Source organism: Streptomyces sp. SGAir0957, assembly GCF_043523415.1.
Genome location: NZ_CP027293.1, coordinates 1,568,680 through 1,584,282, shown reverse-complemented (window position 1 = coordinate 1,584,282; position 15,603 = coordinate 1,568,680). Strand labels below are relative to the sequence as shown.

At 71.8% G+C, this 15,603-nt stretch carries 4 protein-coding genes; all 4 read left to right on the top strand.

What is annotated here, in order from left to right:
* Positions 1-13 precede the first annotated feature (13 nt).
* The 4 genes from C1N81_RS12380 to fabD are packed head-to-tail and all read left to right on the top strand — an operon-like array spanning position 14 to position 15,603.
* Positions 14-4,606, top strand: coding sequence for a beta-ketoacyl synthase N-terminal-like domain-containing protein (locus C1N81_RS12380; RefSeq protein ID WP_394437895.1), 4,593 nt, complete (start codon positions 14-16; stop codon positions 4,604-4,606).
* Positions 4,599-13,292 carry a type I polyketide synthase gene (locus C1N81_RS12375; RefSeq protein WP_394428842.1) on the top strand — a complete coding sequence of 2,898 codons (8,694 nt, stop codon included), beginning with the start codon at positions 4,599-4,601 and terminating at the stop codon, positions 13,290-13,292. The genes C1N81_RS12380 and C1N81_RS12375 overlap by 8 nt, the downstream gene beginning before the upstream one ends.
* Positions 13,289-14,353 carry a ketoacyl-ACP synthase III family protein gene (locus tag C1N81_RS12370; protein ID WP_394428841.1) on the top strand — a complete coding sequence of 355 codons (1,065 nt, stop codon included), beginning with the start codon at positions 13,289-13,291 and terminating at the stop codon, positions 14,351-14,353. Before C1N81_RS12375 ends, C1N81_RS12370 begins: the two co-directional genes overlap by 4 nt.
* Positions 14,353-15,603 (top strand): ACP S-malonyltransferase, encoded by a 1,251-nt coding sequence (gene fabD, locus C1N81_RS12365; RefSeq protein WP_394428840.1) that lies wholly within the window; start codon positions 14,353-14,355, stop codon positions 15,601-15,603. Before C1N81_RS12370 ends, fabD begins: the two co-directional genes overlap by 1 nt.

Genomic DNA, 15,603 nt, shown 5'->3' with positions numbered 1-15,603 from the left:
GAAGGAGCTGATGATGAAGCAGCTGCTGCTCGACTTCCTCTGGTCCCATCTGTACGCGCTCGGCGCGTTCGGTGAGTCAGGGCAGACTCCGCAGGCCGCACGGGAGTCGGCGGGCCTCGCAGCTGGATACGACGCCTGGTTCGACGAGTGCCTGCGCGTCTTCGAAGCGGCCGGCTACGTCGATCGGCGGGACGGCAGGATCCTGCTCGACGATGCCACGCGGGACCGGCCGATCGAGCAGCTGTGGCGCGAGTGGGAGACGGAGAAGCCCGCATGGCAGGGGAATCCCGACCTCGCGGCCACCCACCTGCTGGTGGAGACCACCTTGCGGGCCTTCCCCGACATTCTCACCGGACGGCGTCCGGCCACCGAGGTCATGTTCCCCGGGGGATCCCTTGAGCTGGTGCAGAACGCCTACGCGACCAACCCGGCGTCGGCGTTCTTCAACCAGGTGCTGGCCACCGACTTGGTGACGCGGCTGCGGCGGCGGGCACGAGCCCGGACGGCGGATGCCGCACGGATCCTGGAGATCGGCGCGGGCACGGGTGCCACGAGCACCGTCGTCCTGGACGCGCTGCGGTCCGCGCGCCTCGACGTGCGCGAGTACTGCTACACCGACATATCAAGGGCCTTCCTGCACCACGCGGAGCGTTCCTTCGGCGCGGACAACCCCTATCTGACCTGCGAACTCCTTGACATCGAGCGTCCGGTCGCGGATCAGGGCCGCACCCTCGGCGGGTACGACGCCGTGGTCGCCGCCAACGTCCTTCATGCCACCCGGGACATCCGCCACACCCTGCGCAACGCCAAGGCGCTCCTCAAGCCCGGCGGGCTGCTGGTCCTGAACGAGCTGACCGCGAACAACCTGCTCAGCCAGTTCTCGTTCGGCCTCCTCGACGGATGGTGGCGCTACGAGGACCCGCACCTGCGTATCCAGGGCAGCCCGTTGCTCTCCCCGGCGCACTGGCGGCACGTCCTGACGCAGGAGGGATTCCGCGCGATCGCCTTGCCCGCGCAGGATGCCGAGGATCTGGGACAGCAGATCATCGTGGCCGAGAGCGACGGCGTCGTACGGCGGACGACGGCCGTGCCGCGCCCATCCGCGCCGCAGGTCGCGCAGGTCGCGCAGGTCGCGCAGGTGGCCCAGGTGGCCCAGGTGGCGCCGGTGCGCGAGAATCCGGTGCGGGCCGTGGCCGATCACAGCGCCGGGAACGAGCCCGGAGACCGTCTGCGCGCCCACGTCGAGGCGGTCGCGCGCGATGTGCTGGCAGAGGCGTTGGACATCCCGCGGACGAGGATCGGGCGGGCCGAGCCCTTCTCGAACTACGGGCTCGACTCGATCTTCGCGGTGAACGTGGCCCGCACCCTCGGCGGGACACTCGGCATCGACCTCGACATCACTGTGCTGTTCGAGCACAACACCCTGGCCGAACTCGGCGAGTTCATCGTCTCCGAGTACGCCGAGGAGCTGCGGGATATGTCTCAGCCTGAGCTCGACGAGACCGCGCTCGACAAGGCGGCGCTCGACAAGGCCGCGCTCGACGAGGCGGCGCTCGATGGGGCGGCGCCCGACGAGACCGCGCTCGACGGCATGGCGGTCATCGGCATGTCCGCACGTTTCCCCGGGGCCGACGACGTCGACGCGTTCTGGCGGATCGTCGAGCAAGGCAGACGCTGCATCACCGCGCCGCCGGAGAAGCGTGCGGACTGGGCGTCCTACGGCGACGAGGCAGCCGCGCTGCGCGGCGGATTCCTCGACGGCGTGCATGAATTCGACCCGCTCTTCTTCCGCATGTCGATGACCGAGGCGCGCCAGGTGACGCCGGAGCTGCGCCTGCTGTTGATGACGTCGTGGAACGCCGTCGAGGACGCGGGCTACCGCCCGGCCGAGTTGCGGAACCGGCCGACGGGCGTGTTCGTCGCCACGACGCAGAGCGAGTACCGGCCCGCGGCGACGGACCTGATGAGCCTGCCGTCGCCCGCGATGGTGCCCAACCGGATCTCGTACCTGCTCGACCTCAACGGTCCCAGCGAGCAGTACGACACGACGTGCTCGTCCTCGTTCGTGGCCCTGCACCGGGCGATCCGGTCGATCCGCGACGGCGAGTGCGAGCAGGCGCTCGTCGGCGGGGTGAACCTGGTGATGTCGCCCGCGGGGTTCGGCGGGATGCGGGCCGCGGGGATGCTCAGCCCGCGCGGCGACGTCCGGCCGTTCCAGGAGGACGCCGACGGTACGGCGCGCGGCGAGGGCGTCGCCGCCGTACTGATCAAACCACTGCGCCGGGCTCTGGAGGACGGGGACTTCGTCCACTGCGTCGTGCGCGGCACCGGCGTGGCCCACGGCGGCAAGGGCGTGTCCTTCACGGCACCGAACATCAGGGGCATGAAGGCCGCCGTCGCGCACGCCTTCGCCGACGCCGGGATCGATCCGGGCGCCGTGGACTACGTCGAGACCCACGGCATGAGCTCGCTTCTGGCGGACAGCGCGGAGCTGGCGGCGCTCGGCGGCGGACTCCGCGGCGAGGACGACAGCGAGGACGTGACGTATCTGGGCAACGTGAAGCCCTGTATCGGGCACACGGAGGTCGTCTCCGGACTGGCCGCGCTGGTGAAGACCGCGCAGGCGATGCGGCACGGCGTGATCCCGGCGCTCCCGGGCTTCGGGCGGCTGCACCGCGACCTCTCCCTCACGGGGACGCGGCTGCGCGTCGCCGCGCGGAACCTGCCGTGGCCCGAGCGCACCGACGACGCCGGCCGGCCGCTGCCGCGCCGCGCGGGCATGCACAGCTTCGGGATCGGCGGCGTGAACGCGCATGTGGTGCTGGAGCAGCACATCGCCCCCGCGAATCGGGACGGCAACGCGGGCGCGCAGGTCCTGGTGCTCTCGGCGCAGAGCGTCGATGCTTTGCGCCGGCGGGCGTCCCGGCTGATCGACCGGCTTGCCGAAGCGGATCCGCGCGCGTGGGCCGACATCGCGTACACGCTGCAGGTCGGCCGGGAAGCCATGAGCTGCCGCCTGGCGTTCGTGGCGCGGAGCACCGACGACGCCGCCCGCGTTCTGGGCGGTTGGCTCGACGGCGACCCGGACATGCTCGCCCGCGTGGTGTTCGCCGAGGGCGTCGATCCCGCTGCCGGTGCCAAGGGCGATGGGATACCCCCGCGGCTCGACCAGGTGGCGGAAGACTGGGTCGCGGGCGCGTTCACGGACTGGGACCTGCTGCATCGCGACGCCCGGCGCAGGCGGATCCCGCTGCCCGGATATCCCTTCGCACGGCTGACGTGCTTCGCCGAGCAGGCGCCGCGGTCGGATCAGGCGCCGCGGTCGGATCAGAAGCCGCGGTCGGATCAGGAGCCGGATCAGGCCGCGGACACCGTCGTCGGCCCCCAGGACGGCGAAGACTTCGTCGCCGACCTCGTCGCCTCGGTGCTCGGCCTGTCGCGCCACGAGATCGACGGCACGAGGCCGCTCGCCGACTACGGTCTCAACTCCCTACTCCTGGTAGCGACGTTGGGCCGGATCAGCAGTAAGTTCCCGGGTTTCCGGCCCGAATGGTGGCAGCCGCACGACACGTTGAACGACATCGTCGCGAGGTTGTCCGAGGCGGGGGTCCGCTCCACGCGTGCGCACGCGCGTCCCCTGGCCCCGGAGCTGGTGCGCCTCAACGGCGTGACCGAGGGCAGGCCGGTGTTCTGGATCCACGGCGCCCTCGCCGGCGTCGAGTCGTACCGCACGATCGCCGAGCGGATCGACCGCCCGTTCTACGGCATCCAGGCGCGTGGCCTGCTGTCCGAGGATGCGCCGGTCGAGGGCGTCACGGCCATGGCCGAGTACTACACCGAGATCATTCGCGCGGTACAGCCGGAGGGACCGTACGACATCGGCGGATTCTGCCTCGGCGGCATCGTCGCCTATGAGGTGACCCGGCTGTTGCAGGCGCGGGGCCAGGACGTGGCCTCGCTGACGATGGTGGACTCGCCGGACGAGACCGGCCTGGCGAAGTCGAACGCGAACGGGTTCCAGTCGGCGCGGAGCGCGGCTCTGCAAGTCGTCAATTCGCTGCTCTGGCCTGCGGGGGAGAAGGACCCGGCGGTCTTGCGTGCCCGGCTCGTCCACCGGGACGAGGTCGCGGCGGACCTGGACGAGATCGCGGAGGGCCCGGACGAGGACGCGGAGGGCCCGGACGAGGACGCGTTCGTCCTGCGGCTCGCGGACCTGGCGGCCGGGCGCGGGCTCGCCATGAGACCCGCCCAGATCGCGCGGTTCATCAGGCGCAACATCGCGATCCAGCTCGCCTACCGGCTCGGCGAGCACACCATCAGGCCGCTGCCACGGCCGGAAGCCGTGCTGTGCACCTACTTCCGCAACCGGCGCGGGCTCTTCCTGGGCGAGATCGAACCCTACTTCCAGGTCGTCGGCGAGACCTTCACCCTCGACCACGTGAACTACCGGCAGGACTGGGAGCGCGAACTGCCGGGCCTTCGCCTGGTGGAGATCGACGCAGCGAACCACATGACGATTCTCAACGACGCGGGTCCGCTCGCCGCGATCGAGGAGACATGCCTGGCGCTCTACGCGTCCGACGAGATCGGGGCTTCCCGTGGCTGACCAGACCGCCGCCCGGACGTACGGGCGCCACGAACCGGTGGCGATCGTCGGCATCGGTTGCCGACTGCCGGCGCGGATCGAGGACCCGGCCGCACTCTGGCAGGCACTGCTCGGCGGCGTCGACGCGGTGCGTGAGGTACCGGCCGACCGGTGGAACGCCACCGCGTGGGCCGAGGCGGAGGCGTCCGGCCGGGCGGCGAACCGCCGGGGCGGATTCCTCGACGACGTGACGGGATTCGACGCGGAGCACTTCGGCATCCCACCGGCCGAGGCACGGCAGATGGACCCGCAGCAGCGGATCGCCTTGGAGGTGGCGTGCGCCGCCGTCGAGGACGCGCGGCGTTCCACGGCGAGTCTCGCGGGCACGCGCACCGGTGTCTTCCTCGGCGGGATGTGGCAGGAGTATCCGCTGTTCACGCAGGGTGCGGCCGAGGCGATCCACGCGCACTCGGCCATCGGCTGGGACAACTCGGTGATCCCGTCCCGCATCGCCTACGCGCTGGGGCTGCGCGGCCCCGCGATGGCCGTGGCGACCGCGTCGAGCTCCTCCTTGGTCGCGGTGCACCTCGCCGTGCAGAGCCTGCGCTCCGGAGAGTCGGACTTCGCACTCGCCGGCGGCGTCAACCTGATGCTGCACCCGAACACCTCGGTCGCCATGACGAAGCTCGGCACGCAGAGCCCCGCCGGCCTCTCCCGGGCCTTCGACGGCGACGGCGACGGCTACGCCCGGGGCGAGGGCTGCGCCGTGGTCGTGCTGCGCCGGCTGTCCGACGCGCTGGCCGACGGTGACCGCGTCTACGCGCTGGTGCACGGCAGCGCCGTCAACAACGACGGTGCGACGGACGGGCTGACCGCCCCCAGCCACGAGGCGCAGACAGAGGTGCTGCGCTCGGCGTGGGAGAACGCCGGGGTCGCGCCGGGTGCGGTGGCGTACGTCGAGGCACACGGTACGGGCACGCCCCTGGGCGACGTGACGGAGGCGGGCGCGCTCGGCACCGTGTTCGGGCCCGACCGGCCCGTGCCGCTGCGCATCGGCTCGGCGAAGACGAACTTCGGCCATCTCGAACCGGCGGCCGGTGTGCTCGGGCTCGTCAAGGTCGCGCTCGCGGTCCACCATGGCGTCATCCCGCCGAGCCTGCACTTCCGCACGCCGAACCCGCGCATCGACTTCCCCGCCGCACGTCTGGACGTGGTCACCGAGGCAGCCGCGTGGCCGGCCGGGCCGCGGTTCGCGGGAGTGAGCAGTTTCGGATACGGCGGAACCAACGCGCATGTCGCCGTCGGCGAGGCGCCCGCGGCCGCGCCGGTACCGGACATGCCGGATGCGGGCGGCGGTCCGGTCTGCCTGCCGGTGTCCGGCACGAACCGGCACGCGCTCGCACGCAACGCCGCACGCCTTGCGGGCCACCTCGGACAGTCGCCCGACCGCAGGCAGTCGCCCGACCTCGGGCGGTCACATGACCTCGGGCAGTCGCCCGACCTGGGGCAGTCGCCCGGGGCGAGGCTGTCCGACGTCGCCTACTCGCTGGCGACGACACGCACGCAGCACCCCTCGCGCGGCGTGGTGATCGCCACAACGACGGACGAGGCGGTGGCCGGTCTGCGGGCGCTCGCCGCGGACGAGAGCCACGACGCGGTGGTGACGGGCGAGACTGCCGGTCGCGGTCGCGGTCGCGGTCGCGGTCGCGTCGCGTTCGTCTTCCCCGGCCAGGGCGCCCAGTGGTGGGGGATGGGCCGGTCGCTGTGGGAGCAGAACGACGCGTTCCGCGAGGCGGTGACGGCCTGCGACGACGCCCTCGCCCCGTACACCGGGTTCTCGGTCGCCGAGGTGGTGCGTGGACAGGACGGTCCCGCGCCGTCCTTCGCGCGCACGGACGTGGTGCAGCCGGCGTTGTTCGCGATGTACGTCGGTCTCGCCGCGATGTGGCGAGCCTGGGGCGTCGAGCCCTCGGCGGTCGTCGGCCACAGCCAGGGTGAGGTGGCCGCGGCGGTCGTCAGCGGGGCGCTGAGCCTGGCGGACGGCGCTCGCATCGTGGCGTTGCGCGCCCGGGCAGTGCACGAACACGCGCCGGACGGGGCGATGGGGCTCGTGGAGCGCCCGGTCGGCGAAGTCCTCGAGCAACTGGCGCCCTACGGCGAAGCGCTGTCCGTCGCCGTGGTGAACACCGCGCGGTCGACCGTCGTGGCCGGAGACGCCGGGGCGGTGGACCGCTTCCTCGCGCAGATGGAGGCCACCGGCGCGTACTGCCAGCGCGTGGACGTGGACTACGCGTCGCACAGCCCGCACATGGACGCGCTGCTGCCCGCGCTGCGCGAGCAGCTCACGGACGTCGCCCCCGCGGAGACGGGGATCGCCTTCTATTCGAGCGTGACGGGACAGCGAGCAGCCGGGCCGCAGCTCGACGCGGACTACTGGTGCCGCAACCTGCGCGAGCCGGTGCGCTTCGATCGCGCCCTTGAACGCCTGCGCGCGGACGGGTTCGGGACCTTCGTCGAGGTGAGTCCGCATCCGGTGCTCCAGATCGCCCTGGCGCAGGGGACGGAAGCCGACGGGTCGGCCGTCGTGGTGGGCAGCCTGCGGCGCGGTCACGGCGGGCTCGAACAGGCGCTGCGGGCGTTGGCGGAGTTGCACGTCCAAGGGGTCCCGATCCCCTGGAGGCGAGTTTTCTCGACCTCTGACCCGGCCTCCGATCCGCACAGTGTGGACCTTCCGACGTATGCGTTCGAGCACCGCAGCTACTGGCTGGACGAGCACGACGACGCGATCCCGGCCGTCACCCGTGCTTCATGGCGCGAGGACGTCAGGGCGTTGCCCGAAGCCGAGCGCCTGGGATCGCTGATCGCACTCGTCACGGAGGAGGCCGCGGCCTTGCTCGGCCGGCCCGCGGACGGCGTGCGCCCCGACACGACGCTGCGCGACCAGGGCTTCGACTCCCTCATGGTGGTCGAGCTGCGCAACCGGCTCAGCGCACGGACACGGGTCGCGCTGCCCACCGTGCTCGCCTTCGACTACCCCACACCGCAAGCGATCGCGGCACTGCTGCTGACGCACGCCGAGGCGCGGGACGAGGCTCAGGACGAGGCACACGCCAACGCGCAGGACGAGGCACACGCCGACACGCAGGACGAGGCCCCGGACGTCTCGACCGAAGTCGCGGCCGTGCCACGGCAATTGGACGACGACGACCCCGTCGTGATCGTCTCCATGGCCTGCCGCCTCCCGGACGGGATCGACACGCCCGAAGCGTTCTGGGACCTGCTCGCCGACGGCCGCGAAGCCTCGGGCCCGTTCCCACGGCGCTGGGACGGGTGGGATCTCAGCACGCTCGAGGACACGGAGCGCGACGCCACCGGCAGGCGCTTCGCGCGCAAGGGAGGCTTCGTACGCGATGTCGAGGACTTCGACGCGGCCTTCTTCGGGCTCAGCCCGCGTGAGGCGCTGTCCCTGGACCCGCAGCAGCGGCTCGTCCTGGAAGTCGTGTGGGAGGCGTTCGAGCGGGCCAATCTGCCCGCCGCGTCCCTGGAGGGCAGCAACACGGGCGTCTATCTCGGCGCGATGAGTTCGGACTACGACGTCGCCCGGCGCTGGGACGTCGGGAGCAGCGACGGCTACAAGATCACCGGCAACGGGTCGAGCCTGATCTCCGGGCGCGTGGCCTACACCCTCGGCCTGTCCGGGCCTGCGCTCACCGTCGACACCGCGTGCAGTTCGTCGCTCGTGGCCTTGCGCCTCGCGTGCGAGGCCCTGCGCAGCGGCGAATGCGATCTGGCGCTCGCCGGCGGAGTGACCGTGATGAGCACCCCGCAGATCTTCGTCGAGTTCAGCCGTCTCAACGGGCTGGCGGCCGACGGCCGTTGCAAGAGCTTCGCCGACGACGCCGACGGGACGAGCTGGGCGGAAGGCTGCGGCGTCCTGGTGCTGAAGCGCCTCTCGGACGCGAGGCGCGACGGTGACCATGTACTGGCCGTGGTGCGGGGCACCGCCATGAACCAGGACGGGCGCGGCCAGGGGCTCACCGCGCCGAACGGGCTCGCGCAGCAGCGTGTGCTGCGCAGTGCCCTGGCCGACGGGGGACTGACCCCGGCCGACATCGACGCCGTCGAAGCGCACGCCACGGGCACGGTGCTCGGCGACCCCATCGAGGCCGGCGCCCTTTCCGCGGTGTTCTCGGGCCGCCTGCGGCCCCTGCACCTGGGATCGGCCAAGTCCAACATCGGCCACGCCCAGGCGGCCTCCGGCGTCATCGGCGTCATCAAGATGGTGCTGGCCCTGCAGCACGAGCGGCTGCCCCGCACGCTCCACGCGGAGAAGCCGAACGCCCGGATCAACTGGACCGGCGGCGAACTGGCGCTGCTGCGGGAGCCGAGGCAGTGGCCGCGGACACGGCGGGTGCGGCGCGCAGGCATCAGCTCCTTCGGCATCAGCGGCACGAACACGCACGTCATCATCGAAGAAGCACCGGCGACCGCATCGGCGACCGCACCAGCGACTGCACCGGCGACCGCACCCGCGGCGGCACCGGCGACCGCACGGGCGACCGTCATCGCGGACCAGCCCGGCGACGCTCTCGTCCACCCTTTGGTGATCTCGGGCACCGACGCGACCGCCCTGCGCGCACAGGCCCGGCACTGGGCCGAGTGGCTGCGCGAGCGGCCCACCGCGTCGATGCGGGACATCGCCTACACCTCCGCCGTCGGCCGGACGCACTTCGACGCGCGCGCCGTGATCTTCGCGGGCAACGCCACCGATGCCGCCGAAGCCCTGAGCGGGGTCGAGCCCGGCTCCGGCACGGCGCGGGGGAAGGTCGCCTTCGTATGCGGCGGTCAGGACTTCGACGGTCAGGACGCGCAGCCGCCAGGGGCGAGCCGGGAACTCCTTGAGCAGAGCGCGGTCTTCCGCGACACCGTGGCGGAGTGCGACGCGGTCCTCTCGCCGTTGACCGGCTGGTCCGTGCTGAAGGTGCTGCGCGGCGAGGAGGACGTGAACAGTCCGGATGTGCTGCCGTGCACGCTCTTCGCGACCTACCTCGGACATGCGGCGCTGTGGCGCAGCTGGGGTGTGGAGCCGGCGGCGGTGGTGGGCGACGTGCACGGCGACGTTGCCGCTGCGGTGGTGAGCGGGGCGTTGAGCCTGGAGGACGGCGCCCGAGCCATCGCCCGTCGTGCTCGCGAATCAGAGCCGGGACCGGGACCGGGATCGGAGCCGGAGCAGGAGCCATTCATGCTCGACCGCGCCCTGGAGCGGCTGCGCGGCGACGGCTTCGGAGTCTTCGTCGAGCTCGGCCCGCCCGCCGAGGGTGGATCGGGCGGGCTGGACCAGCTCTGGCGCGAGGCCGCCACGTTGTTCGAGCAGGGCTTCCCTCTGGACTGGGAGCGAGTCCTCGGGTCGTACGGCGCCCGCAAGGTCGACGTCCCGACGTACGCGTTCCAACGCCAACGCTTCTGGCTCGGCGAGCTTCCGGCCGCCCCCGCCGCGCTGACAGACCGTCAGTCCGCGCACCGCTACCCGTGGTTCGGCGCAATCACGGCTCTCGCGGGCGGCGGCGGTCACCTGTTCACCGGCCAGCTGTCGCTGGACGCGTCCCCGTGGCTGGCCGATCACGTCGTCGGCGGGCAGGTCTACGTGCCGGGCGCGGGCTTGATCGACGCCACGCTGTTCGCCGCCCGGACCGCGGGTGCCGACTCCGTGGCAGACCTGACGCTGATTGAGCCGGTCGTCCTTCTTCCGGGCCGCGCTCTGCGCATCCAGGCCACCGTCGGTGATCCGGACGCGCACGGGCGGCGCCCCTTCGCGTTCTACAGTCAACCCGAGGACACGGACGAGCCGCTGAGCTGGCAGCAGCACGTGACCGGAGAGTGCGTGACCCGCGCACGCGTCGATGCCACGACGCCACCGCAGGACACCGAGAACTGGCCGGTGCCCGAGGCCCGGACGCTCGACATCGAAGCCTTCTACGGACGAGCCCTCGCCAACGGGCTCGACTACGGCCCGGCCTTCCGAGGACTGCGCGAACTCGCCTGCCGCGACGGCGTCTACTACGGGCGGGTCTCCCTTCCGGACACGCTGGACCCGGCCGGGCACGCGCTGGCCCCTTCCGGACACGTTCAGCATCCAGCCGGCCACGACCTGCATCCGGCACTGTTCGACGCGGCACTCCAAGTCGTCGTCGCCGGGCTGATGGAGGCGGGCGCGGCTCCCGGGCCGCTCGTCCCGTTCATCTGGTCGGACGTCGAGCTGTTCCGTGCGGCAGGCAGAGAACTGACTGTACGCGTGTCGTTCGAGCCCGGCGCGGACGAGGGCCTCGCCCCGGCCACCGTCTGGCTGGCCGATCCGGCAGGCCACCCGGTGGCCCGGATCGGCAGGCTCCAGTTCCAGCGCGGCAGACGTCGCGGACACCCGTTCGCCGAGCACCTCTACCGCGTCGGCTTCGAACCCGTACAGCCCATGGCCGAGAACCCCGACCTAGCGGGCACCCTCGTGGTGGGCGACGCGGAGTTGGGCGCGGGGCTCGGCGCCGATGTCGTACCCGACCTGGACGCGCTCGTGAAGCGGCTCGATGTCCGGGCGGACACGCCTCGGCGGCTGCTGTTCGCGCTGCCTGGCGGCGCGTCCGCGCGGTCGTACGGCGCGGAACGCAGCGCCGCCGAAGCGCTGCGGACGCTTCAGTTGTGCCTCGGCGATGCCCGCCTCCAGGGCGCGGAACTCGTCTGGATCACCCGTGACTCCGTGTCCTCGAACCCCGCCGACCAGGTGCGCGATTGGGCCGATGCCGCGGTGTGGGGCATGGTGCGCACAGCCCGCACGGAACAGCCCGAGCGCGCCCTGCGCCTCATCGACCTCGATTCCGGTACCCCGGACTTCCGGCTCCTGGCGCGCGTGCTCGCAACCGGCGGCGAGCCGGAGTGCCTGCTGCGCGGCGAGACCGCCCACGTGCCACGGGCGAGGCCGACCGTCGGCGAGGTCGACGCGCTCGTCCTGCCGGACGAAGGCAGCTGGCACGTGCGTCGGCGGGAAGACGATCAGCTGGACGTCGTTGCCGCCACGTACGACGAGGGCGTGCCGGAGCCGATCGGCCCGCGGGAGGTCCGCGTCGAGGTGCGCGCCGCCGGGATGAGCCCGGGGCACGCACAAGACCTGGAGTTCGCGGGGATCGTCAGGGAGGTCGGCAGCGGCGTCACCTCCCTGCACGCGGGTGACCGGGTCATGGGCAGTGCGGCAGCGGCGCTCGGCGATCAGATCAGCGTGAACGGTGCCACCCTCAGGCCGATGCCCGCCAACCTCACCTTCGCGCAGGCGGCTGCTGCTCCTTCCCCCCACGACGCGAACGATACGAGGCAGGACGAGAGGCAGGACGAGAGGCAGGACGAGAGGCAGGACAAGAGTCAGGACGAGAGGCAGGACAAGAGTCAGGACGAGAGGCAGGACAAGAGGCAGGACAACAGGCAGGACAACAGGCAGGACAAGGCGGCGTTCACCGCCTTCGACGTACGCGACGCCCCGTACGCCCTGCGCCACGCGCGGCAGAATGCCGCGCACAAAACCGTGCTGACCTTGCCCCGCGCCCTCGACCCGGACGGCACCGTGCTGATCACCGGCGGCCTCGGCGAGCTCGGCGGCGCGCTCGCCGCGCACCTGGTCCGCGCGCACGGAGCGAGGCGGCTCGTGCTGCTGTCGCGGCGCGGCGGCAACGCCCCCGAAGCCGGATCGTTCGCGAGGAAGCTCGAAGCCGCGGGCGCCGAACGAGTGGACCTGGTCGCGGGCGACGTCGCGGACCGGGCCGCGGTGGCCGCCGTGCTGGACGGGATCGACCCGCGCCATCCCCTCACGGCCGTGTTCCACCTCGCCGGGGTGCTCGACGACGGCCTGGTGGAGGGCTTCACCGCGGAGCGGCTGCACCGGGTGATGGCCCCCAAGGTCCAGGGCGCGCGTGCGCTGGACGAGTTGACCGAGCGCCTCGACCTGGCCGCGTTCGTCCTCTTCTCCTCGGCGGCCGGAACGCTGGGCACCGCGGGACAGAGCGGGTACGCCGCCGCGAACGCGACGCTCGACGCCCTGGCGGCCAACCGGCGCAAGCGGGGTCTGCCCGGACTCAGCCTCGCCTTCGGGCTCTGGGAACAGGCCGGAGTGGGCATGACCGCCCACCTCGGCAAGGCCGAGCTGGGACGGCTGCGGCGGCAGGGGATCGGTGCCCTGACCCTGGCCGAGGGCCTGCACGCCCTGGACGTCGCGCTGGCTCGGCCCGAGCCCCAGCTGCTGCCCGTGCGCCTGGAACTGGCATCGCTGCGACACGCACTCGGCGACGCGGAAGCGCCTCCCTTGCTGCGCGACATGCTGCGGCGCACATCAACAGGGCGCCGCCGAGCCGAGGTTGCCGAAACCTCGGAGTCGTTCGACATGCGGATGGCGGACGCTTCCGAGGCCGAACGAGCGGCTCTGCTGCTCGACCTCGTCCGCAGCGAGGCCGCCGACGTACTCGGCCTGCCCGGACCCGACAGCGTGCCGGCCGACAAGGCACTGCGTTCCCTCGGGATCGACTCGCTCACCATGGTCCAGTTGCGCAAGCGCCTCGCCAAGCGGCTGAACACCACGCTGCCCGCCACCCTGGTGTTCGACCACCCCACCGCCGACGCGATCGTCGGGCTCCTCCTCCGCGACGCCACCACCCTGAGAGGGAACGAGAAGTGAAGACAGAGGCCCTGTTCATCGCGGGTACCGCCACCTACCTGCCCCCGGCGACCAAGGTCGAACAAGCCGTCTCCGACGGCCGGTTCGACGCCCAGGACGCCGAGGACACGCAGCTCGAGTCGGTCTGCGAGGCCACGGACGAAGCTCCGCCCGAGATGGCGGTGGCCGCTGCCAGAAACGCTCTGGAAAGGTCGGGGCACCGGGCCGAGGACGTCGCGCTGCTGCTGCACGCCTGCGTGTACTTCCAGGGCCTCGAGCTGTACCCGACGGCTTCCTACATCCACCGCGAAGTGCTCGGGGACCGTTCGGCGCTCGCCTTCGAGGTCAAGAACGCTTCCAACGGCTGCATGACCGCGTTGGACATCGCGGCGCGCTCCCTCGCGGCCACCGACGACGTGGCGGCCCTCGTGACCACCGCCGACAAGGTGAGCCCGCCCGCGATCGACCGCTGGAACAGTGACATCGGCATCGTCCCCGGCGACGGCGCGTCGGCGATGGTGCTCAGCAAGAGGTCCGGGTTCGCCCAGGTGCTGAGCACCTCCACGGTGTCGGACCCCACCCTTGAGCGCCTGCACCGTGGCGACGCGCCCTTCACGCCCCACCACGACCCCGCGCTCCCCATCGACCTGCGGCTGCGCAAACTGCAGTACCTGGGAGACGTGGAGCTCGACGAGTTCACCCGCCGGTTCCGCGCCGGACTCAGCGACTGCGTCGAGCGAGCCCTGCGCGACGCGGGCATCCGTCTGAGCGACGTCGCCCGGTTCGTGGTTCCGCACTTCGGACGCATCGTGCTGCAGCGCGAGGTCCTCGCCGCACTCGACATCGACCTCGACCGCACGACCTGGTCCTGGGGCCGCACCGTCGGCCACCTCGGCGCGGGGGACCAGATCGCCGGACTCGACCACCTCGTGCGGGAGCGCGCCGTGGACGTCGGCGGCCTCTGCATGTTGCTCGGTGTCGGCGCCGGCTTCACCTGGACGTGCGCCGTGGTCCGGATCGTCGAGCTTCCCGAGTGGCCGACGCCGCCCGCCGGACTCGACCTCGCAGGCGAAAGGATCTGATGCGCTGCTACGTGTTCCCGGGACAGGGCACCCAGAAGAAGGGGATGGGACGCGGCCTGTTCGGAAGGTTCCCCGACCTGCGTGACCGCGCCGACCAGGTGCTCGGATACTCGATCGAAGAGCTGTGCCTGGACAACCCGGAACGACGGCTGTCCGAGACCGTGTACGCGCAGCCCGCGATCTACGTCGTCAACGCGCTGCACTGGGCGGCGGCGCGGGAGGACCTGCCCCCCGCGGACTTCTTCGCGGGCCACAGCCTCGGCGAGTACAGCGCACTGCTCGCGGCCGGCGCCTTCGACTTCGAGACGGGCCTGACGCTGGTGCGACGCCGCGGGGAACTGATGAGCCAAGTCACCGGCGGTGCGATGGCCGCGGTCGTCGGCGTCTCCGCGCGGACCGTCGAGGAGATCCTGAAGCGCCACGGTGCCCCTACCGTCGTCATCGCCAACTACAACGCACCTGAACAGTTCGTGCTCTCCGGCAGCCGGGAGGAACTGGCGCGCATCAAGCCGGTCTTCGAGAAGGTGGAGGGTGTCCGGGGCTTCGTCCCCATCCGCGTCAGCGGCCCCTTCCACGCACCGGCGATGGCCCCCGCCGCCGAGCGCTTCCGCTCCCTGCTGGCCACAGTCGACGTGGGCGAACTGCGGACACCGGTCGTCTCCAACGTGACCGGCCGACCTTTCGGCCCCGATGCCCAGCAAGTCCGCGACCTGCTGGCCGAGCAGATCACCCACCCCGTCCGCTGGTCCGACTGCATCACCTATCTGCGGGACGCGGGCGTGTCGGCCTTCACGGAACTGGGTGGATCGAAGGTGCTGACCTCGCTCATCGACCGGATCACCGCCGCGCGAGAGCTCGCGCCGCCCGACCCACGCCGAGACCTGATCGAGCGCATCAAGCGCGAGATCCTCCAGCCGGAGATCGGCGACGAGGCGCTGGACTTCGACGAGGACGCGTCGTTCCGGCAGCTCGGCCTCAACTCCATCATCTACGTGCGTCTCGCCCGCCGCGCCGGGACGGCCCTCGGCGTCCCGATCAAGCCGGACATCATCTTCCAGCACCGTTCCTGCGCCGCCCTGGCGGACTACCTCCTGACCCGCGACGACATCGCCCGAGCCGCAGCCTCCGAGGCCCCACCCGCGCCTCTGCGCGAATACCAGGACGAGCGGGTGACGGCCCTACTGCGCGACTGCGCGAATGGAACCCTCAGCGTCGACCGGACCATGGAGGCGATCCGCGCCTTGGCGTGA

Excerpts from the sequence above, each read along its gene's own strand:
- C1N81_RS12380 (WP_394437895.1), top strand. The coding sequence starts at position 14 with ATGAAGCAGCTGCTGCTCGACTTCCTCTGGTCCCATCTGTACGCGCTC.
- fabD (WP_394428840.1), top strand. The coding sequence starts at position 14,353 with ATGCGCTGCTACGTGTTCCCGGGACAGGGCACCCAGAAGAAGGGGATG.